Below are 19,455 nucleotides of genomic sequence, written 5' to 3'. Positions count from 1 at the left end.
TATACTTTTTGGAATTAGAAAAAATTGAAGTTAGGCTGAGCTTGATCCGTCATCAAAATAGTTTGCCAAAAAACCATATCTGAAACCATGCTTAAAAGGATTTATGATGAACATTGAAGACACATTAAAAGCGTTAAATCTAGAATTGCCAGAAGCCAGTAATCCAAAAGGAAGCTACAGTAACTGTGTGAGAACTGGAAATCTCTTGTACGTTTCAGGTAAGGGCCCTGTGACAGGGTTAGGCGAGGCTCCCCAGGGTAGGCTTGGGAGCGAATACACCACTGCACAAGGGTATGAGTTTGCAAGAATGACAGGGTTAGACATTTTAGCAGCCGTTAAACTTGAGCTTGGATCCCTAGATAAAGTGGCTAAAGTGATCAAACTTCAAGGCTTTATTAATACTACGCACGATTTTCAGCAGCACCCTAAAGTATTAGATGGCTGTTCAGACTTAATGGTGGAGGTGTTTGGTGAAAAAGGCATTCACGCTAGGTCTGTATTTGGGGCGATGTCGCTTAGAGGGAATTTACCCATCATCATCGACTCCATATTTGAGGTTGTTGATCAATAAGATGCATAGGAAATAGAGGGTTATCATTAACCCATTTTTTGGGAGACATCACAATTATGAGCATATCATCTAATAACAAGGTGAACGCCTTTTTTGTCGATACACAGCTTATACCTGCTGCTCAACTTGACGCAGCTGTTGCCATAAGAGCACTATTTTTGAAAGCTGAAACAACGCTTGTTGAAGATGTTAAATATGGTGGTTTGGTGTTTAGTCTTTCTGATCAATTGGTCGGGGGTATTTATGCGTACAAAAACCACCTTTCAATAGAGTTTAGTAACGGGGCAGCCTTTAGTGATGTTAATAAAATAATGGAAGGAAAGGGTAAGAAAAGGCGTCACATAAAAATAGTCACCATTGATGATCTTAGTGAGAAAAATGTAGTGTATTTTATAGCCCAAGCATTGGCGGCTAACGCCTTATGAAATCTTTGGTTTTTAATAATCAGATGAGCGCATTTGAGGCATTAGTTGCAAGCATTAAATTATGTACTATATGTAAGGATAAGTTGCCACTTGGAGCGCGGCCTGTTTTTCAAATCCACCCAGATGCAAAAATACTCATCGCAGGCCAAGCTCCTGGGCGTAAAGTGCACAATTCAGGAATACCTTTTGATGATGCTAGTGGTCAGAGGCTGCGTGAATGGCTAGGCATGAGCATTGAAACTTTTTACAATCCTAAAGTGGTGGCTATATTGCCTATGGGTTTTTGTTATCCTGGCACTGGCAAAAATGGTGATATGGCACCACTTATAGAATGCGAGGCCACTTGGCGGGCTCAATTATTAGATCAATTACCTCATTTAAAAATGACCCTGGTTTTGGGTCAATATGCTCAAAATTATCACTTTGGCAATACCAAACAATCACTTACACAAAGGGTTAAAACATGGCAACAGAACGAATCCAATGAAGTGCCGTTGCCCCATCCTAGCCCAAGAAATAATATATGGCTAAGTAAAAACAGATGGTTTGAGAAAGACTTAATACCTAAGCTGAAACTAAGGGTGGCAGACGTTTTAGCACCTTAATAGGCTAATTATTGCGCTCTACCCAAGCTAAAATGCCAGCTTGGTCTAAGTGTCCTAGTCCAGCATCTACCATGCCTTGCCATTGGCTCAAACTAGCTTGGTTTAGAGGCAATGTAAGTTTATTTAATGTGGCTAAGTCTTGCGCTTGTTGTAAGTCTTTAAGCTGGGTTGTAGCCCTTGCACCGGGGGTGTAATTTTGTTCTACCATGCGCTTACCATGCACTTGTAATATCTTACTGTCTGCAAAACCTCCTGTTAACGCCTGCACCACTTTAGCTGGGTCTGCACCATTTTTTTGGGCTAAAAATAAAGCTTCGGCGACAATATTTAAAGTGGCTCCCACAATCATTTGATTAGCAGATTTTGCTAATTGGCCACTACCTTCAGCACCCACATGGGTGGTTTTTTGTCCGATCACATCAAATAAAGGTTTAGCCCGCTGTAGCTGATTGCTGCTGCCGCCAGCCATAATAGATAAGGTACCTTGTTGAGCACCTATTTGACCGCCAGACACCGGTGCATCGATATAGTGTGCTTGTTTTTCGTGGGTTTGCTGGGCCAAATTTAGAGTGAGCTCATAACAACTAGTGCCCATGTCGATAATTAAGCAATTTGGCGCAATATGATGCAGCAAACCTTTTTCACCTTTGACCACATCTTCCAAAGCGATGGAGTCTGTGACACAAATAATGATGATGCTATCTTTTACTAGGCTGGCAAGTTGCAAAGGGGAATTGGCGTAGCTTGCACCTAAGGCAATTAATGCCTTTGCTTTATCCTTTGTGCGGCTATGAATGCACAAAGGATAGCCTGCATTTATTAACTGTGTAGCCATGGCTTGTCCCATTAGTCCAAGGCCAATGAAACCTATAGGTGCATGTGTGTTCATGATAAGCTGCTCTGTATAGGTGGCCCAGATAGGTGCCCAAAAATTAACCCAATAGATACCATTATCCTTATGCCTAAGCTGTGTGCAAACATTTCTATGTTATTTAATGAATTGCCTTTTTTGGAGCGCTATCAGGCAGCAGCAAATCATGGTTTTGAGGCGGTAGAGTGCCAGTTTCCTTATGCTTTTAGTGAGGTAGAGTTGGCACAGGCCATACAAAGCAGTGGCATGAGGCAAGTGTTGATTAATACTGATGCTGGCAATTGGAATGAGGGTGATCGTGGATTAGCATGTGATGCTAACTCAAAAGAAGCTTTTCAATATAGTGTGATGCAGGCATTGACCTATGCCACAGCGATGGGTATGCCTCTGATACATGTTATGGCAGGTATTCTGCCTTTGGGGGTGAGTCTTGAAGAGGCAGAGCAGGTGTACGTTGAGAATATGCGATGGGCTTCACAGCAGGCATCACAACAAGGTATTAGCCTTACAATGGAGGCAATTAACCCTATTGATATGCCTAATTATATGCTCTCTAATCAAGCCCAAGCGCTGCGCTTACTAAAGCTGATCAATGTTAAAAATTTAGGTATTCAATTTGACTTTTTTCACTGCCAAAAGCATGAAGGCAATGCACTGGAACAGTTTCAAAACTTGCTACCCTACATATTGCATGTGCAGATCGCTGGTGTGCCGCAGCGCCATGAGCCTAATACTGGAACAATGGATTATGCGCCAATATTTGCGGCCATAGATGCAAGTGCATACGCAGGCTTTATTGGGTGTGAATATCGACCCAAAACTACTACGATTGAAGGCCTAAGTTGGATGAAAAATAGTATATTTAACTAAAAATCTTTGACACTTTCCATCACCACAAAAGTACTTGTTTGCACTACATGGGGCAAATTGGATATCTTTTCCCCTAAGACCGCACGATAACTGGCCATGTCTTTGGTCCTTACTTTTAATAAATAATCAAAGCTGGCCGCGGTCATGTGACATTGCTCTATTTCGGCAACGCTAGACACTGCGGTGTTGAACGCAGCTAAGGTTTTGCTGCTGGTGGAGGATAGAGTTACTTGTACAAAAGCCACATGGTCTAGCCCTAGTTTGGTTTTATTCACTAATGCGACATAGCCTGTGATAAAGCCTTGATCTTGCAGTCGTTTTAGTCGAATTTGGCACGGAGTACTAGATAATCCCACCTTGTCTGCAAGAGCTGTAATAGTGCTGCGACCATCTTTTTGTAGGGCTGCAATGATGGCTAGGTCATGGCGATCTAGTGTGTTCATGAGATTTATTTTAGCCTTTTTTGCTTAGTATTTTAATATTGTATTGTAGTGTTATTTTCGGAAATAATATTTTTAACATAGTTAATATAACTATTAATTTGATTATATAGCAACTTTTTAACTATATTTTATTATAAATGTAGTTAAATGTTGTCTTGTATAATGAATATTTAGGAGATTAGTGCTTAAGCATGAGCATACAATGCCTCCTTGAATACATATAACTTTGTTAGTTTCTGGATGCATTATGACTAATACCTCTTCTTCGCTTTCCTCTAATTTGCCTGCCAACGAAAAGCAACTTCACATAATTCGCTCAAATATGCGTAGTGCATATTTAGCTGACGAACAAGTGTGTATAAAAGCTTTGTTAACTAGGTTAGATTTAGCTACCCATAAGCGTGAAAATATTTCTGCACAGGCCGCCGATTTAGTACGACATGTACGAAGTCACTCTAGCCCAACGATGATGGAAAAGTTTCTTGGAGAATATGGTTTAAGCACAAAAGAAGGCGTTGCACTGATGTGTATGGCGGAAGCTTTACTGCGGGTGCCAGATAAGGCAACCATTAGTGCTTTGATTGAAGACAAGGTACAAGCTGGTGATTGGTCTAGCCATCTTGGGCATTCTGATTCGTCCCTTATCAATTCATCTACATGGGCATTATTAGTAACGGGTAAATTATTAGCACCTGCTGATGCAGACAAAATAGGTGCTACCATGCGCGGCCTTGTAAAGCGTGTGGGAGAGCCTGTAGTGCGCAAAGCTGTGGCTCAGTCGATGAAAGAGCTAGGCTCTCAGTTTGTGCTTGGGCGCACTATGAAAGAAGCTACACATCGTGCCAAAAAATTAACCAGTCAAGGTTACACGCACTCTTATGACATGCTGGGCGAAGCCGCCCGCACAGAGCAAGATGCTACACGTTATTTTGATGCTTACAGTATCGCCATAGCGGACCTTGCACCACACTGCACTGATGATGATATTCGTAATAATCCAGGAATTTCGGTGAAACTATCTGCGCTTCACCCGCGTTATGAATGGAGCCAGCGTGGACGAGTATTAGCCGAATTAGTGCCAAAGGTGCTAGCGCTAGCTTTACAGGCTAAAGCAGCTAATATGGGTTTTAATATAGATGCAGAAGAGGCAGATCGACTAGATCTTAGTCTTGATGTGATTGCCCAAGTACTATCTTCACCAATGCTTTGTGACTGGAACGGCTTTGGTATTGTAGTGCAGGCCTTTAGTAAGCGGGCACCTATGGTGTTGGACTGGTTGTATGCATTAGCCTGCGGATTAGATCGCAAAATTATGGTGCGATTGGTCAAAGGTGCCTACTGGGATGCTGAAATTAAACGTGCCCAAGTGATGGGGTTGACGGGTTTTCCTGTATTTACCCGAAAAGCTAATACAGACGTGTCTTATTTGGCCTGTGCTAAACAATTGTTATCTATGAATGACCGTATTTATGCACAATTTGCCACCCATAATGCACACAGTGTTGCAGCTGTTTTACAGCTGGCAGGTGCTAGTCACGCCTATGAATTTCAGCGTTTGCATGGCATGGGTGAGTCTTTGCATGCAAGTGTAATGGCGCAAGGTGGAGTGCGATGTCGCGTATATGCGCCTGTGGGAGCGCACCAAGATTTGTTAGCCTACCTTGTGAGGCGTTTATTAGAAAATGGAGCTAATTCATCTTTTGTACATCAATTAGTGAATCCAGAAATCGCCCCAGAAACCATCGCCCAAGACCCTATAAATGCAGTATTAGAACGTTTAGATGAGGGCTTAAGCTGCCACAGTCATGCCATCGTAGAGCCAAAAAATATGTTTGCCCAAGGTCATGGTGGTTTTAGAAAAAATGCCAAAGGGTGGGATATTACCGATGCTTCTACTGTTGAATTGATGGAATCTGCACGCCAACATCTAGCGCAACAGTGTTGGCAGGCAAGGCCTATTGTTGGTCATGAAACAATTCTAGACGATGGCTCAGATATAGACACATTATCACGAAGGGTGACCAATCCTGCCACTGATAATGAGCAAGTAGGACAAGTATTTATGGCGACGCCACAGCAGGTAGAAACCGCTATGATAGCAGCGCCCATTGGGCAGCAACAGTGGCTTGCTATGCCAATGGAAAAGCGAGTGGCCTGTTTTGAGAAAGTGGCAGATTTATATGAAGCCCATGCCACGCAGCTGTTTGCTATATTGGCTAAGGAAGCAGGAAAAACTTGGTTAGATGCCGTGGGCGAGCTGCGTGAAGCAGTAGATTTTGCCAGATTTTATGCCCAAGAAATGGCATCCTTACCTCTAAGCCAAGGACGTGGTGTAGTCAGTTGTATCTCACCTTGGAATTTCCCTTTAGCTATTTTTAGTGGCCAAATATTTGCTGCATTGGCAGCAGGTAACGCTGTGTTGGCAAAACCTGCCAGTCAAACTAATTTGGTAGCTTACAAAGCTGTACAGTTGATGCATGAAGCAGGTATTCCTGTGGCGGCAGTTCAGTTTTTGCCAGGTGGAACTAAAGAAGTGGGTGTGCCTATTACCAGTGATGCGCGGGTTAACGGCGTGTGTTTTACAGGTTCAACGCCTACAGCGCAGCATATCAACCGCGTTATGGCAACAAATCTGGCGGCAGATACCGTGATGATAGCTGAAACAGGTGGCATCAATGCCATGATTGTTGATTCTACGGCGCTGCCAGAGCAAGTGGTGCGGGATGTACTGGCCTCTGCGTTCCAAAGTGCGGGACAGCGCTGCTCAGCACTGCGTATGTTGTATTTACAAGAAGATATTGCGGATAAAGTTTTACATATGCTTTTTGGTGCGATGGACGAGCTCACCTTGGACAATCCATGGCATCTAACCACTGATGTGGGTCCAGTAATAGATGAAGCCTCTAAAACTAAAATAGAAAGCCACATTGCCGCTCATGCAGCTAAAGGTAATGTACTTAAGCAGCTTTTGGCGCCCAAAACTGGGTTATTTGTGGGGCCTACTGTGATTAAGCTAAATGGTATTGAGGACCTTAGCGAAGAAATATTTGGCCCTGTATTGCATGTGGCTACCTTTGCAGCTAACGACTTAGCTACGTTAATTAATACCATTAACGCTCAAGGGTATGGTTTAACTTTTGGCATTCATACTCGGGTAGATGCACGTGTGGCTCAATTAGTTGAGGGTATTCATGCAGGTAATACCTACGTTAATCGTAACCAAATAGGTGCAGTAGTGGGAAGCCAACCTTTTGGTGGTGAAGGCCTCTCAGGCACTGGCCCTAAAGCGGGTGGCCCTCAGTACGTGCAGCGTTTACGCCAACCATTAGCCGTGCAAACTGCAAGTGCATCAGGCCGTGTTGTAGGCTTGGCGCAAGTGCAAAATGCTATAGATGCGTTGTCAGATAAAACCCTCACAAGGTGGCAACAGACCAATGATCGCCTATCACAACTCACCCAAGTGTTTGGTGCTCATGCCAGTAAGTTGCAAGACCTTTGCCGCGATGTGGTATTGCTACCAGGCCCTACAGGTGAATTGAATCAGCTCAGCACTGTGCCCAGAGGCGTTGTGTTATGTTTGGGGCCAGACAGACAAGCCGCTTTGTTACAAGCCCAAACTGCATTGGCTCAAGGAAATGGTGTCGTGTTGGTAGCCAATGACCTTAATATCCCTAAAAGTGATTTGCCTTTGGTGGTGGTTAAGGGACAGCTTTTAGCTACAGACATTACGCTGCTGTCAGGCTATCATGCCGTGGCTGCTAATGGTGACCATCATGCGGCTAATGGTGAAGTCGGCTATCAGACACAATTAAGACAGGCTTTGGCTAATAAAACTGGGCCATTGTTACCATTGATTAGTGAATCTGCAGACCCCCAGCGATATACTATGGAGCGTCATTTGTGTATCGACACTACTGCTGCAGGAGGCAATGCAAGTCTCATTGCCGCAGGGGGATAACTTTATTTAATGCATCCCTTTAGGCCAGATGAGGTTTTAAAAGCATGATACTAGGCGCATACGGTGTGTTATTAAAAGACCATACGCGCTTTGTGGTGTTTGGTTTGATCACCGCGTTTGCATCGTCTTTTGGACAAACCTATTTTATAGGTATATTTGGCCACGCTATTCAGCAAGATTTTGCCATGAGTCACACCCAGTGGGGTGGTGTTTACATGGCAGGCACTTTGTTGAGTGCATTGTTGTTGCCGATTACGGGAAAGCTAATCGACCAAGTCTCATTGCAACGTTACTCCTTTTTTGTGGTTTTATTCTTGGCCTTTAGCTGTTGGTTTATAGCTCAAGTAAACAGCTTAGTGTGGTTAGTTTTTGGTGTGCTTTTACTACGCCAAACAGGTCAAGGATTAATGAGTCATGTTGCCTATACGTCCATGGGGCGATACTTTGAACGTCAGCGTGGTAAAGCCACTGCTATGGTGGCCATCGGTTTTGCTGCTGGTGAAGCGATATTGCCCTTGATTGCTGTCATGGCCATTGCTGTTGTGGGTTGGCGCTGGAGTTATACTGGCGTTGCTGTTTTTGTGTTGGTTGTGGTGCTTCCAGCGACCATATGGCTGTTACGTGGTCATAATGTTCGCCACCTAAACTATGAAAACAACCTCACGCAGCGTGAGTTAGATTCAAAACATGCTGATGGGGCTTCTAATCAAACCATTGCACAGGTGCAAACTATAAGATCTTGGCGCCGGCGTGATGTGCTTAAAGACTATCGGTTTTATTTAATTTTACCAGCAGTGTCGGCTACCTCTTTAGTGAGTACTGCATTATTTTTTCATCACCTGAACCTAGCTGATGAAAAGGGCTGGTCCCACGCCTTTATGACTGGCAATTATCTGTTGTACTCTTTTGTGGCTACTTTAACGGCGGTAATTTCGGGTCAGTTGATTGATCGCTTTAGCGCACTTAAGTTGATGCCGTTTACCTTGGTACCTATTGCTTGTGCTTTGTTAATGATCAACTTAGTAGACAGCTATTGGGTTATTTGGCCCTACATGGTTTTATTAGGTATTGGTTCAGGTTTAGCCCAAACCACGCAGTCAGCACTTTGGCCAGAATGTTATGGCGTACGTTACTTGGGATCTATTAAAAGTTTGTATTGGACCTTTGTGGTTTTTGCTTCGGCCTTGGGGCCTGTGTGGCTAGGATATATAGTTGATCAAGGCTATAGCTTCCAGCAATCGGTGTTAACTATGGTAGCTTATTTAGTGCTGGCTACAGGGTTGATGATGATTGGCCTCAGGGGATTCCATTTATCTAAGGTTCGCTCAGGGTAGGCGCATGGACTACCAGCAAGTATAATCGCGCTAAGTAAAAGCCGTTAAACGGCCTATGACCCACTTATCTGAGAGGTTTTTTGTGCTGTTAATGTTAGATAACTATGATTCGTTTACCTACAACCTAGTGCACTATTTTCGTGAGCTGGGGGCAGAGGTTGTGGTTTACCGGAGCGATGAAATTAGTGTGGAAAGCATTGAAAAACTGGCTCCTAGTCATTTGGTTATTTCTCCTGGGCCTTGTACACCGAATGAAGCCGGTATTTCTATGGCCGCAATTAAACATTTTGCGGGTAAAATACCTGTGCTTGGAGTGTGTTTAGGCCATCAAAGCATCGGCCAAGTATTTGGTGGTAAAGTGGTTCGTGCGGAAAAAGTAATGCATGGAAAAACCTCTTTAGTTTCCCATGAACATGCTGGCGTATTTGCAGGCTTGGCTCAGCCTTTAGAGGTTACTCGATACCACTCTCTTGTGGTAGAAGCAGATTCTCTACCTAATTGTTTAGAAGCCACAGCGTGGAGTTTAAATGCAGCTGGAGAAAAAGAGGTGATCATGGGCCTGCGCCATAAAACCCTTGATGTAGAGGGCGTGCAGTTTCATCCTGAATCTGTGTTAACTCAGCAAGGCCATGAACTTTTAGCCAATTTTCTAAAACGTTAATTGTTCATACAAAAAAGACTCAATTATTTACCAAAACCTACCGATAAACCCTGATTTTTAGTCTCGTAATTTGCTAGAGTAGTGACTCTTGAAAAATTGCTTAGTTGACTAAGGGTCCCCCATGAATATGCAGCAGGCTATTGCCGCCGTTACAGATCGTCAAGACTTGAGCCAAACCCAAATGCAGGCTGTTATGAACCTGATTATGACAGGTGAAGCCACACAGGCTCAGGTAGGTGGGTTTTTGGTGGGATTGCGTATGAAGGGCGAAACCGTAGACGAGATTACGGGAGCAGTGGTCGCTATGCGCGCACTTGCAACGGGTGTTCAAGCCAAAGGTGACCATGTTATCGACACTTGTGGCACAGGTGGTGATAGTTCAGGCATATTTAACGTCTCTACAGGCAGTGCCTTTATTGCAGCAGCAGCAGGGGCTCAAGTTGCAAAACATGGTAACCGATCGATCTCTTCCAAAAGTGGTAGCTCTGATTTACTTGAAGCAGCCGGTGTAGACATCATGCTAAAGCCCTCCCAAGTAGAGCAATGTATCGATCAACTAGGTGTGGGCTTTATGTTTGCACCAGCTCACCATAGTGCGATGAAGCATGCTATAGGGCCTCGCAAGGAAATGGCGATTAGAACCTTATTTAATATTTTGGGCCCGCTCACCAATCCAGCAGGTGCGCAGCATCAAGTGCTAGGCGTTTTCAGCAGGCAATGGCAACAACCTATGGCGCAAGTTTTACAACGCTTGGGAAGTAAACACGTGATGGTAGTGCACTCACAAGACGGTTTAGACGAAATTAGTATTGCGGCACCTACTCATGTGGTGGAGCTTAATAATGGCGAAATTACAGAATATACTATTAACCCTTGCGACTACAATTTATCCCATTCAAGCTTATCTGACTTGGTGGTAGATGACGCCGTTGGCAGTCTAAAGTTAATCAAGCAAGCATTTGCAGGTGATGCTGGAGCGCCTTTGGACATGCTTTTGCTTAATGCTGGTGCGGCTATTTATTGTGCAAATTTGGCAGTAGATCTGGCTGCTGGCATTGAGCTTGCTAAAGCGACCATTAGCAGTGGTGGCGCCCAACAAAAACTTGATGACCTGATTCAATTGACACAAGGGTTAAACGCATAATGCAGACACCAACAGTACTTAAGCGCATTGTAGCTCGCAAACATGAAGAAATTGCAGAGCGCAAACTACATACATCTATTGACGACCTAAAGCTTAAAGTTGAAGCAAATAAAACCGGTGCGATGGCTCCTAGAGGGTTTGCAAAAGCGATGCAGGATAAATTAGCCCATGGTTTGCCTGCGGTTATTGCTGAAGCTAAAAAAGCCTCACCTAGTAAAGGTGTTATTAGACAAGACTTTGATCCAGCTGCTATAGCAGCTAGCTACCAAGAAGGCGGTGCAGCTTGTCTTTCGGTATTAACAGATGCAGATTTTTTTCAAGGTAATGAAGACTTTTTACAACAAGCAAGAGCAGCGTGTACCCTACCTGTAATACGCAAGGACTTCATTATTGATCCTTATCAGGTATATGAAGCACGAGCTATTGGTGCAGATTGTATTTTGCTTATCGTGGCTTGTTTGGAAGATGAACAAATGCAGCAATTAGCCCAGCTAGCCCAAGAGCTAAGTATGGATGTGTTAGTAGAATCTCATGATGCGGATGAACTTACCCGAGCTCTTAAGCTGAGCACGCCTTTGGTGGGAATAAATAATCGAAACCTACACACATTTGAGCTGACCTTACAAACCACATTTGATTTATTACCTATGGTGCCAAAAGACCGTATAGTGATTACTGAAAGTGGCATCCATACCCCTGATGATGTGGTGCTTATGCAAAACCAAAATGTGAATGCGTTTTTGGTGGGTGAGTCCTTTATGCGGGCTAATAACCCTGGTAAAAAATTAGCTGAATTATTCGGTTAATCTATTTTTAATTATAATAAGAGAAGATGCATGATGAAAAAATATTTAGATGTGAGACCAAGTTCAATCAAAGCCAAAGTGGTGGCTCTACCTGCAGTTAATCCAGTAATAATCATCATAAAAGCAGTATTGCTTAGCGCTTTGGTGGCTTTAGTTTGGGTTTTAAGTACTAGCTTAGTTTTGGCCAGCGGGGATAAAATTATGGGCTCCTGGGTTACCCCAGATGACAAGGCCGTGGTTGAAATTTATCAGCAAGATGGTAAATATTTTGGTAAGTTCATGTCACTTAAAGAGCCGCTCTATCCTGTAGGTGATAAGAGTGGTTTAGATGGACAAGTAAAAGTTGACCGCAACAACCCAGACGCTACAAAACATACGCAGCCAATTATTGGTTTAGTGATGCTTAATGGCATGGAGTACGCTGGGCAGAAGAAGGGCAAGCATCAATGGAAAGGTGGTACTATTTATGATCCAGGTAACGGTAAAGCGTATAAATGCACTATTAAACTTAATGCTGATGGCACTTTAGATTTGCGTGGTTATATTGGTATTTCTCTATTTGGTCGCTCACAAACTTGGCGTGCTCAGCAGTAAAGGGCACCACACTTATACCCCTTAGGTAATAAAATATTATGCAAGCAAAAGTAAGTTGGGCCGGTGGTGTTAGTTTTAGCGCTGAATCCGGTTCAGGCCACACCATTACCCTAGATGGACCACCTAATTTGGGTGGTGAGAATCTAGGTGCTAGGCCCATGGAATTGATATTGATGGGTCTAGGAGGATGCACCGCTTTTGATGTGATGACTATCCTTAAAAAAACCCGGCAAGATGTTACTGATTGCGTGGCTCAACTTAGCGCTGAGCGTGCTGATGCAGTGCCTTCTGTGTTCACAAACATCCATGTGCATTTTGTGGTCACCGGACATCATTTAAAAGATAAGCACGTGGCCCGTGCTATTAAGCTGTCTGCAGAAGAATATTGCTCAGCTTCGATTATGTTAGAAAAAGGCGGCGTAACAATGACCCACGGCTATGAAATTGTAGAGTTGGACACTTAACTTGAATACACCCATTACACCTTTAAATCGCTTCTGGTCGCCTAAGGTTCATGAACTTTCGCCTTATGTTCCTGGGGAGCAGCCTAAGCTAAAAAATTTAGTAAAGCTTAATACCAACGAAAATCCATTCCCTCCTTCTGACAAAGTGTTTGCGGCAATGCAAGGTGAGCTTGGGGCTTCATTACGTTTGTATCCAGACCCTAATGCCACTAAATTACGTCAGGCTTTAGCAAATCACACAGGTTTAACTATAGATCAAGTATTTGTGGGTAATGGCTCTGATGAAGTGCTTGCGCATACTTTTCAGGCATTATTACAGCATAATGAACCATTACTGTTTCCAGATATTAGCTATAGCTTTTACCCGGTGTATTGTGGTCTCTATGACATAGAGAAAGCAGAAGTGCCTTTGGCACAAGATCTCACCATCAATGTAGAAGACTACCAGCAACCTAATGGTGGCGTGATACTACCTAACCCAAATGCACCAACTGGTGAGTTACTTAGCTTGACCGCCATTCGTAGGCTACTTAGCACTAATTCAGACTCAGTGGTTGTTATAGATGAGGCTTATATAGATTTTGGTGGGCGCTCAGCTACTGAACTTGTGCCTGAGTTTGATAATCTATTGGTGGTTCAAACCTTATCCAAGTCTCGTTCATTAGCGGGTTTAAGAGTGGGGTTTGCATTTGGTCAAAGCCATCTTATTGAGGCCTTAGAAAGGGTAAAGAATAGCTTTAATTCATACCCACTAAGCAGTGAATCTCAAGCAGGTGCCATAGCTGCAGTTGAAGATGTGGAGTATTTTCAAAAAACCTGCCAGGCTAATATCTCGCAACGAGATCAGCTTGCAGGGCAGTTGCAAGCATTAGGCTTTAGCATGACTCAATCGCAGGCCAATTTCTTATTTGTCACTCATCACACGTTGGGCGCGCCAGACATTGCTGCGGCATTGAGACAGCAAGGCATTATAGTTCGCCATCTAACTAACAACCCGCGTATCACTAACTACTTGCGCATAAGTGTAGGCAGTGCAAGTGAGTGTGAATTGTTAGTAGAAGCCTTAACCCAATTGATTCATGCCCAATAGTGCGCGATAAAGGGCGCTAAGCCCCAAACGCTTTACCGCCCATCATGTGCAAGTGGATGTGATAAACCACTTGCCCACCATCTGGATTGCAGTTCATTTGTACCCGATATCCGCCTTCAGCTATACCGGCGTCTTTAGCTAATTTTGCTGCTGTAAGCAGCATGTGGCCTAATAGTGCCTGATGGGATGGATTGGCATCGTTAAGCGTAGCAATAGGCTGTTTAGGGATGATCAGATAATGTACTGGCGCTTTGGGAGCAATGTCCTTGAACGCAAGTAACTGTTCATCTTCATAAACGATATCAGCTGGAATTTCTCGGCTGATAATTTTGTCAAAGATTGTGCTCATAAAAACCCCAAATATTTGTTATTAATGAAGTTGTTCGCGAGCGATAGCTCTGTAAGCAATATCACGGCGACAAAACATGCCTTTCCAGCTTATTTTATCAGCCAGTTCATAAGCTTTATGTTGTGCTTCACCTACGGTTGCTCCAAGAGATACCGCACAAAGTACCCGTCCCCCATTCGTGACCACCATACCATCTTCATTAAGGGCAGTTCCTGCATGGAATATTTTGCTGGTACTATCTATATCTTCAGGTAAATCAATTACATCACCTTTAGGGTAAGCCTCTGGGTAGCCTTGTGCAGCCAATACAACACCTACTGCTGGACGCTCATCCCACTCAGCTGCAGTTTGATCCAAGACGCCCATGGTGCCTGCAATACATAGCTCCACAATGCTATTTTTAAGACGCATCAGGATTGGCTGAGTTTCTGGATCACCAAAGCGACAATTAAACTCTAACACCTTGGGTGTGCCATCGGCTGCTATCATGATGCCTGCGTATAGGAAACCGGTATAGATATAGCCATCAGCAGCCATACCATTAACAGTGGGCATAATCACCTCTCCCATAATGCGTTTATGCATTGCATCATCAACCACAGGCGCTGGAGAGTATGCACCCATGCCCCCAGTGTTAGGGCCTTGGTCGCCTTCGTCTCGGGCTTTATGATCTTGGCTAGAAGCCAGTGGCAAAACATTTTTTCCATCCGCCATCACAATAAAGCTGGCTTCTTCACCGATTAAAAATTCTTCAACAACCACACGATTACCAGCTTCTCCAAATGCATTACCAGCTAACATGTCTTCCACTGCTGCAGTAGCTTGGGCAACAGTATCGGCTAAAATAACGCCTTTCCCAGCAGCCAAACCATCAGCTTTTACAACAATAGGCGCACCTTGCGCTTTGATATATGCAATGGCAGGGGCAACCTCTGTAAAGGTTGCATATGCAGCAGTAGGGATGCCGTGGCGCTGAAGAAAATCTTTGGCGAAAGTTTTAGAGCCTTCAAGCTGAGCTGCACCTTGGGTTGGTCCAAAAATGTCCATATCAGCAGCCCGAAATAGATCTACCACGCCAGCAACTAACGGCGCTTCTGGGCCTACTATAGTCAGATCTACATCATTGTTTTTGGCAAAGGCTAAAAGGCCATCAATGTCCATAACATCAATAGCCACATTTTTGGTTTTGTTTTCTAAAGCCGTGCCAGCATTACCTGGTGCTACAAATATCTTTTTTACACTACTGTTTTTAGAAGCTTGCCATGCCAGTGCGTGTTCGCGACCACCACTACCGATAATTAATACGTTCATCTTATTTCCTGTTGTATTTTGTTGCTTCTAATGGCTTAAACTTTATGTACTTATAGCGATCAATGACGAAAATGGCGCATGCCAGTAAATATCATGCTGATGTTATGTTCATTAGCTGCAGCAATTATTTCATCGTCTCTCATAGAACCACCAGGTTGAATGATTGCGCAAATACCTGCCTCAGCGGCGGCATCAATGCCATCACGAAACGGGAAAAAAGCATCTGATGCCATTACAGACCCTTTCACTTCTAAGCCTTCATCGCTAGCCTTAATGCCTGCTATTTTAGCACTATAAACGCGGCTCATTTGACCGGCACCAACACCAATAGTCATGCCATTTTTGCAATACACAATCGCGTTAGACTTAACATACTTAGCTACTTTCCAGGCAAACTGTAGATCGTTCATTTCTGCTTCTGTGGGTGTACGCTCACTTACAATTCTCAAATCAGCTTCAAGTATTTGGCCCAAGTCTCGATCTTGTACTAACAAGCCGCCAGTGACACGTTTGTAGTCTAGTTCTGGCACGCTTAAACGAGGTAAGTCACCACATATCAATACACGTACATTTGGTTTTCTAGATAAGGTTGCTGCCGCTGCTTCGCTAACACTTGGGGCGATAATCACTTCTACAAATTGTCGATCAATAATACGCTGAGCTGTGCCAGCATCTAGTTCACGGTTAAAGGCAATGATGCCACCAAAGGCTGAGGTAGAATCTGTACTGTAGGCTTTTTCATAAGCTTGTGTAATGTCATCCCCAATGGCCACACCACATGGGTTGGCATGTTTAACAATGACACATGCAGGGTCTTGGAAAGCTTTTACGCATTCGATTGCAGAGTCAGTATCGGCAATATTGTTAAAAGAAAGTGCCTTGCCTTGTAGTTGCCGTGCAGTGGATACGCTGGCTTCTTTAGGGTCATGTTCAGCATAAAATGCTGCATTTTGATGGGGGTTCTCACCATAACGCATGTCTTGAACTTTCTTAAACTGGGTATTAAATGTGCGAGGAAAGGTAGAGCTGGGATCGATCTGGCTACCCAGGTAGTTAGCGATTGCGCCATCATACATTGCGGTGTGCTCAAAGGCTTTGCAGGCTAGGTCTGTGCGTGTAGTTTGGCTTAGACCACCTGTAGCTGCAAGCTCTTCAAGGATCGCGGCATAGTCGTTAGTGTTTACAACAATAGCAACATGCTTGTTGTTCTTAGCAGCCGAACGAACCATGGTAGGGCCGCCAATGTCTATATTTTCAATAGCCATATCCAAGGTGCAGTCTTCACGTTCGATAGTCGATTTAAAGGGGTATAAATTAACGACAACTAGATCGATTTCTGTAATACCATGTTTTGCCATTATTGCATCGTCTTGCCCGCGACGACCTAAAATACCACCGTGGATTTTAGGGTGTAAAGTTTTTACCCGTCCGTCCATCATTTCTGGAAAACCAGTGTAATCAGACACTTCGATAGCAGCGATGCCAGACTCGCTTAATAATTTAAAAGTGCCCCCAGTAGATAAAATTTCTACTCCAGATTGGCTCAGTTTTTGGGCGAATTCTACAATGCCCTGTTTGTCTGAAACGCTTATAAGAGCGCGGCGAATGGCGTGTGCTTGTGGCATGGTCATATCCTGTTAACTGCTGAAATGGATGCTGCTTAAAGTAAGTCGTACTGTTTTAATTTTTTACGTAAGGTGCCTCGGTTAAGTCCAAGTACCGCAGCCGCTTTAGACTGGTTGTCATGTGTATGTTGCATCACACATTCAAATAAAGGGGCTTCCACTTGATGCATAAATAGCTCATATAGTGCAGTGGTTTGTTGTCCATCCAACTCGCTAAAATATTGTGTTAGAGACTCCTCCACACTTTGTCGTAACGACCTAGGCACTTGTTGTGTATCTTGTGCATTATGAGTCACATCATTTAGATGGGCGTTTTGAGTGCTGTTAGTCATCGTATTTTTCACTAAGGTTGGGTTTGTTGTGTTCACAATGTTTTTGTTGCTATAGCTGATGAGGTTAGGCTGCCTGCTCATCAGTGTTGGCAAAATAATAGTTTAAAAAATCAATTTGTTGTACTTGGTTGGGTAGTTGGTTAAATAACTTACGCTGAGTTGGTTCTTGTTTTAAATACCAGCCTACATGTTTGCGGGCAATGCGTGGCCCCATCACTTCCCCATATAGGCTATACAAGCCATAAAGATGTTGTCTTAATATATCCCAAATCATGGTATTACTAGGTTTTTCAAGTAAGCTGCCATGTTTAAGATAGTGGTGCATCTGCTGAAATAACCAAGGGTTGCCTTGTGCTCCACGGCCAATCATAAGGCCATCGGCACCTGTGTAAGAAAGCACTTTAGCGGCGTCTTCTATAGTGTTGATATCGCCATTAGCGATCACAGGAATATCGAGGGCTTGCTTTATCGCAGCGATAGTGTCGTACTCTACTTCACCTTTGAAGCCGCATGCACGTGTTCGTCCGTGCACTGCCAGAGCCATTATTCCAGCGTCTTGAGCGATATTAGCGATGTCTAGACCATTGCGTTGATCAGTGCTCCAACCTGTGCGTATTTTTAGTGTTACCGGCACATCCACAGCATCAACTACAGCCATAAGAATGTCTTTTACTAGTCTAGGGTCTTTAAGCAATGCTGAGCCAGCTGCTTTTTTGAGCACCTTTTTAGCAGGGCAGCCCATGTTAATGTCTATTATTTGAGCCCCAAGAGCTACATTAGCTTGGGCGGCATGGGCCATTTGCGCAGGGTCACTACCTGCAATTTGTACACTAATTGGCGTGCCATCATCTGCATGGGGGAGGCGTCGTTGAGATTTTTGGGTATGCCACAAAGACGTATCACTAGTGAGCATTTCTGCAACGGCTAAACCTGCGCCTAATTGACGGCATAAATGCCTAAAAGGACGGTCAGTAATGCCTGCCATAGGGGCCAAGATCAACCCGTTTTCAAGTTGATGAGGACCGATGGCAAAGCCGTGAATAACAGTAGAGTAATTCATTACAAGTTAAAAAAACGCCTAAAATTGATCAAGATGAGCCTTAAAATTAAGTCATCTATTGTACGTTTTGTACGTTTTTTGTTCAACTCAATTATGAGCATAAGGCTATACTCATTAAATGATTTTTGGTGCTTTTCAGCCCTTTGAAGAGGAAAACAACGTCCCTTTATTGTGTACCCCATCGATTAAAAACTCTTCTGCTGAGGTCAGATCATACCCATTACAAAGAAACATTTGGCGCCCTTGATCTAGCATAAACTGGGCAGCTTTTAATTTGGTGACTATGCCACCCGTAGCAAACTCATGATTAGAAGTGTCTGGTTTTTGAAGTTCTGATGGTGGTATTTTAGTCACATTTTTGAATAAAGCGGCGTCATCGTGTTCGTTAGGGTTTTTATCATAATAGCCGTCGATGTCACTAAGGATTACTAGTGTTTCAGAATTGCTGTGATGGGCAACGTGGGCAGAGAGTTGATCGTTGTCACCAAATACTTGCTCAGAAATAGTAGTAATGTCATTTTCGTTCACGATAGGTAGTATTTCGTGTTCAATCTGTGAATCTATAATTTGACGAAAAATTTCAATATGGGCTAATGAATCAAAATCTTCTTCGGTCATTAATACTTGGCTAGTATCTACATCATAAATATCAAATAAAGCTTTATAGTTACTCATTAAAATAGGCTGGCCTACAGCTGCGAGTACTTTTTTACTGATATGTTTTTTTCGGTCTAATTTTAATGCGGTGTAACCAAAAGAAACGGCCCCTGAAGAAACTAAAATGACATCGTAAACTTTTTTCAACTTAACAATAAACGTAACTAAATTTAGCATCCTTTCCTTGGCAACAGCGTTATTTTCAGTTAAAACGCCACTTCCTACTTTTAGTGTAATTCGCTTCATTTAGTACTCACCACTGGTGTAATTAATAAGATTCTTTTC

20 protein-coding genes are annotated in these 19,455 nt (G+C 43.5%); 12 read left to right on the top strand and 8 right to left on the bottom strand.

Going from position 1 to position 19,455, the window contains the following annotated elements:
* The first annotated feature begins 106 nt into the window (after positions 1-106).
* From ABXT42_RS08920 to ABXT42_RS08910, 3 genes are read left to right on the top strand one after another with little or no spacing between them, the layout of a single operon-like run.
* Positions 107-571, top strand: a complete 465-nt coding sequence (locus tag ABXT42_RS08920; protein ID WP_443627800.1) for a RidA family protein — start codon at positions 107-109, stop codon at positions 569-571.
* Between the two features lie 56 nt (positions 572-627).
* Positions 628-996 carry a DUF1801 domain-containing protein gene (locus ABXT42_RS08915; protein WP_443627799.1) on the top strand — a complete coding sequence of 123 codons (369 nt, stop codon included), beginning with the start codon at positions 628-630 and terminating at the stop codon, positions 994-996.
* Positions 993-1,601 carry a uracil-DNA glycosylase family protein gene (locus ABXT42_RS08910; RefSeq protein WP_443627798.1) on the top strand — a complete coding sequence of 203 codons (609 nt, stop codon included), beginning with the start codon at positions 993-995 and terminating at the stop codon, positions 1,599-1,601. Before ABXT42_RS08915 ends, ABXT42_RS08910 begins: the two co-directional genes overlap by 4 nt.
* A 4-nt stretch (positions 1,602-1,605) precedes the next feature.
* Here ABXT42_RS08910 and ABXT42_RS08905 read toward each other — a convergent pair whose 3' ends face one another.
* On the bottom strand, positions 1,606-2,490 hold the full coding sequence (locus tag ABXT42_RS08905) for an NAD(P)-dependent oxidoreductase (RefSeq protein WP_443627797.1): 885 nt from the start codon (positions 2,488-2,490) through the stop codon (positions 1,606-1,608).
* A 96-nt stretch (positions 2,491-2,586) separates the two neighbouring features.
* Here ABXT42_RS08905 and ABXT42_RS08900 point away from each other — a divergent pair, with 96 nt between their 5' ends.
* Positions 2,587-3,342 carry a hydroxypyruvate isomerase family protein gene (locus ABXT42_RS08900; RefSeq protein ID WP_443627796.1) on the top strand — a complete coding sequence of 252 codons (756 nt, stop codon included), beginning with the start codon at positions 2,587-2,589 and terminating at the stop codon, positions 3,340-3,342.
* Here the strand turns inward: ABXT42_RS08900 and ABXT42_RS08895 are convergent.
* On the bottom strand, positions 3,339-3,785 hold the full coding sequence (locus tag ABXT42_RS08895) for an Lrp/AsnC family transcriptional regulator (RefSeq protein WP_443627795.1): 447 nt from the start codon (positions 3,783-3,785) through the stop codon (positions 3,339-3,341). The two genes, ABXT42_RS08900 and ABXT42_RS08895, sit on opposite strands and share 4 nt — an antisense overlap.
* 247 nt (positions 3,786-4,032) lie before the next feature.
* Here ABXT42_RS08895 and putA point away from each other — a divergent pair, with 247 nt between their 5' ends.
* The 8 genes from putA to hisC all read left to right on the top strand — a co-directional run bounded on the left by putA (position 4,033) and on the right by hisC (position 13,836).
* Positions 4,033-7,743 carry a bifunctional proline dehydrogenase/L-glutamate gamma-semialdehyde dehydrogenase PutA gene (gene putA / locus ABXT42_RS08890; protein ID WP_443627794.1) on the top strand — a complete coding sequence of 1,237 codons (3,711 nt, stop codon included), beginning with the start codon at positions 4,033-4,035 and terminating at the stop codon, positions 7,741-7,743.
* A gap of 44 nt (positions 7,744-7,787) precedes the next feature.
* Positions 7,788-9,077, top strand: a complete 1,290-nt coding sequence (locus ABXT42_RS08885; RefSeq protein ID WP_443627793.1) for an MFS transporter — start codon at positions 7,788-7,790, stop codon at positions 9,075-9,077.
* An 82-nt stretch (positions 9,078-9,159) separates the two neighbouring features.
* Entirely contained in the window at positions 9,160-9,738 is a 579-nt protein-coding gene (locus ABXT42_RS08880) for an anthranilate synthase component II (protein WP_443629468.1), read from the top strand.
* 121 nt (positions 9,739-9,859) lie between these two features.
* Complete coding sequence (gene trpD / locus ABXT42_RS08875) at positions 9,860-10,882, top strand: anthranilate phosphoribosyltransferase (protein ID WP_443627792.1); 1,023 nt, start codon at positions 9,860-9,862, stop codon at positions 10,880-10,882.
* On the top strand, positions 10,882-11,688 hold the full coding sequence (trpC, locus tag ABXT42_RS08870) for an indole-3-glycerol phosphate synthase TrpC (protein ID WP_443627791.1): 807 nt from the start codon (positions 10,882-10,884) through the stop codon (positions 11,686-11,688). The genes trpD and trpC overlap by 1 nt, the downstream gene beginning before the upstream one ends.
* A gap of 30 nt (positions 11,689-11,718) precedes the next feature.
* Positions 11,719-12,282, top strand: coding sequence for a DUF2147 domain-containing protein (locus tag ABXT42_RS08865; protein WP_443627790.1), 564 nt, complete (start codon positions 11,719-11,721; stop codon positions 12,280-12,282).
* Positions 12,283-12,320: 38 nt separating this feature from the next.
* Positions 12,321-12,746, top strand: coding sequence for an OsmC family protein (locus tag ABXT42_RS08860; protein ID WP_443627789.1), 426 nt, complete (start codon positions 12,321-12,323; stop codon positions 12,744-12,746).
* Between the two features lies 1 nt (position 12,747).
* Complete coding sequence (gene hisC / locus ABXT42_RS08855) at positions 12,748-13,836, top strand: histidinol-phosphate transaminase (protein ID WP_443627788.1); 1,089 nt, start codon at positions 12,748-12,750, stop codon at positions 13,834-13,836.
* Positions 13,837-13,852: 16 nt separating this feature from the next.
* Here the strand turns inward: hisC and ABXT42_RS08850 are convergent, their stop codons facing one another.
* From ABXT42_RS08850 to proB, 6 genes are all read right to left on the bottom strand, one after another.
* On the bottom strand, positions 13,853-14,185 hold the full coding sequence (locus ABXT42_RS08850) for a histidine triad nucleotide-binding protein (protein WP_443627787.1): 333 nt from the start codon (positions 14,183-14,185) through the stop codon (positions 13,853-13,855).
* Positions 14,186-14,206: 21 nt separating this feature from the next.
* Complete coding sequence (gene purD, locus ABXT42_RS08845) at positions 14,207-15,496, bottom strand: phosphoribosylamine--glycine ligase (protein ID WP_443627786.1); 1,290 nt, start codon at positions 15,494-15,496, stop codon at positions 14,207-14,209.
* A gap of 59 nt (positions 15,497-15,555) precedes the next feature.
* Positions 15,556-17,127 (bottom strand): bifunctional phosphoribosylaminoimidazolecarboxamide formyltransferase/IMP cyclohydrolase, encoded by a 1,572-nt coding sequence (purH, locus tag ABXT42_RS08840; protein WP_443627785.1) that lies wholly within the window; start codon positions 17,125-17,127, stop codon positions 15,556-15,558.
* A 29-nt stretch (positions 17,128-17,156) separates the two neighbouring features.
* Complete coding sequence (gene fis / locus ABXT42_RS08835) at positions 17,157-17,453, bottom strand: DNA-binding transcriptional regulator Fis (RefSeq protein ID WP_443627784.1); 297 nt, start codon at positions 17,451-17,453, stop codon at positions 17,157-17,159.
* A gap of 64 nt (positions 17,454-17,517) precedes the next feature.
* Entirely contained in the window at positions 17,518-18,513 is a 996-nt protein-coding gene (gene dusB, locus ABXT42_RS08830) for a tRNA dihydrouridine synthase DusB (protein WP_443627783.1), read from the bottom strand.
* Positions 18,514-18,648: 135 nt separating this feature from the next.
* Positions 18,649-19,416 carry a glutamate 5-kinase gene (proB, locus tag ABXT42_RS08825; protein ID WP_443627782.1) on the bottom strand — a complete coding sequence of 256 codons (768 nt, stop codon included), beginning with the start codon at positions 19,414-19,416 and terminating at the stop codon, positions 18,649-18,651.
* Positions 19,417-19,455: the final 39 nt, after the last annotated feature.

Origin of the sequence: Candidatus Njordibacter sp. Uisw_002 (assembly GCF_047730155.1) — a bacterium.
In the GTDB taxonomy this organism is placed as follows: Bacteria; Pseudomonadota; Gammaproteobacteria; order Pseudomonadales; family Balneatricaceae; genus Njordibacter.
Note: the sequence above shows the minus strand (reverse complement) of the source record. Positions and strands in the feature narration are given on the sequence as shown.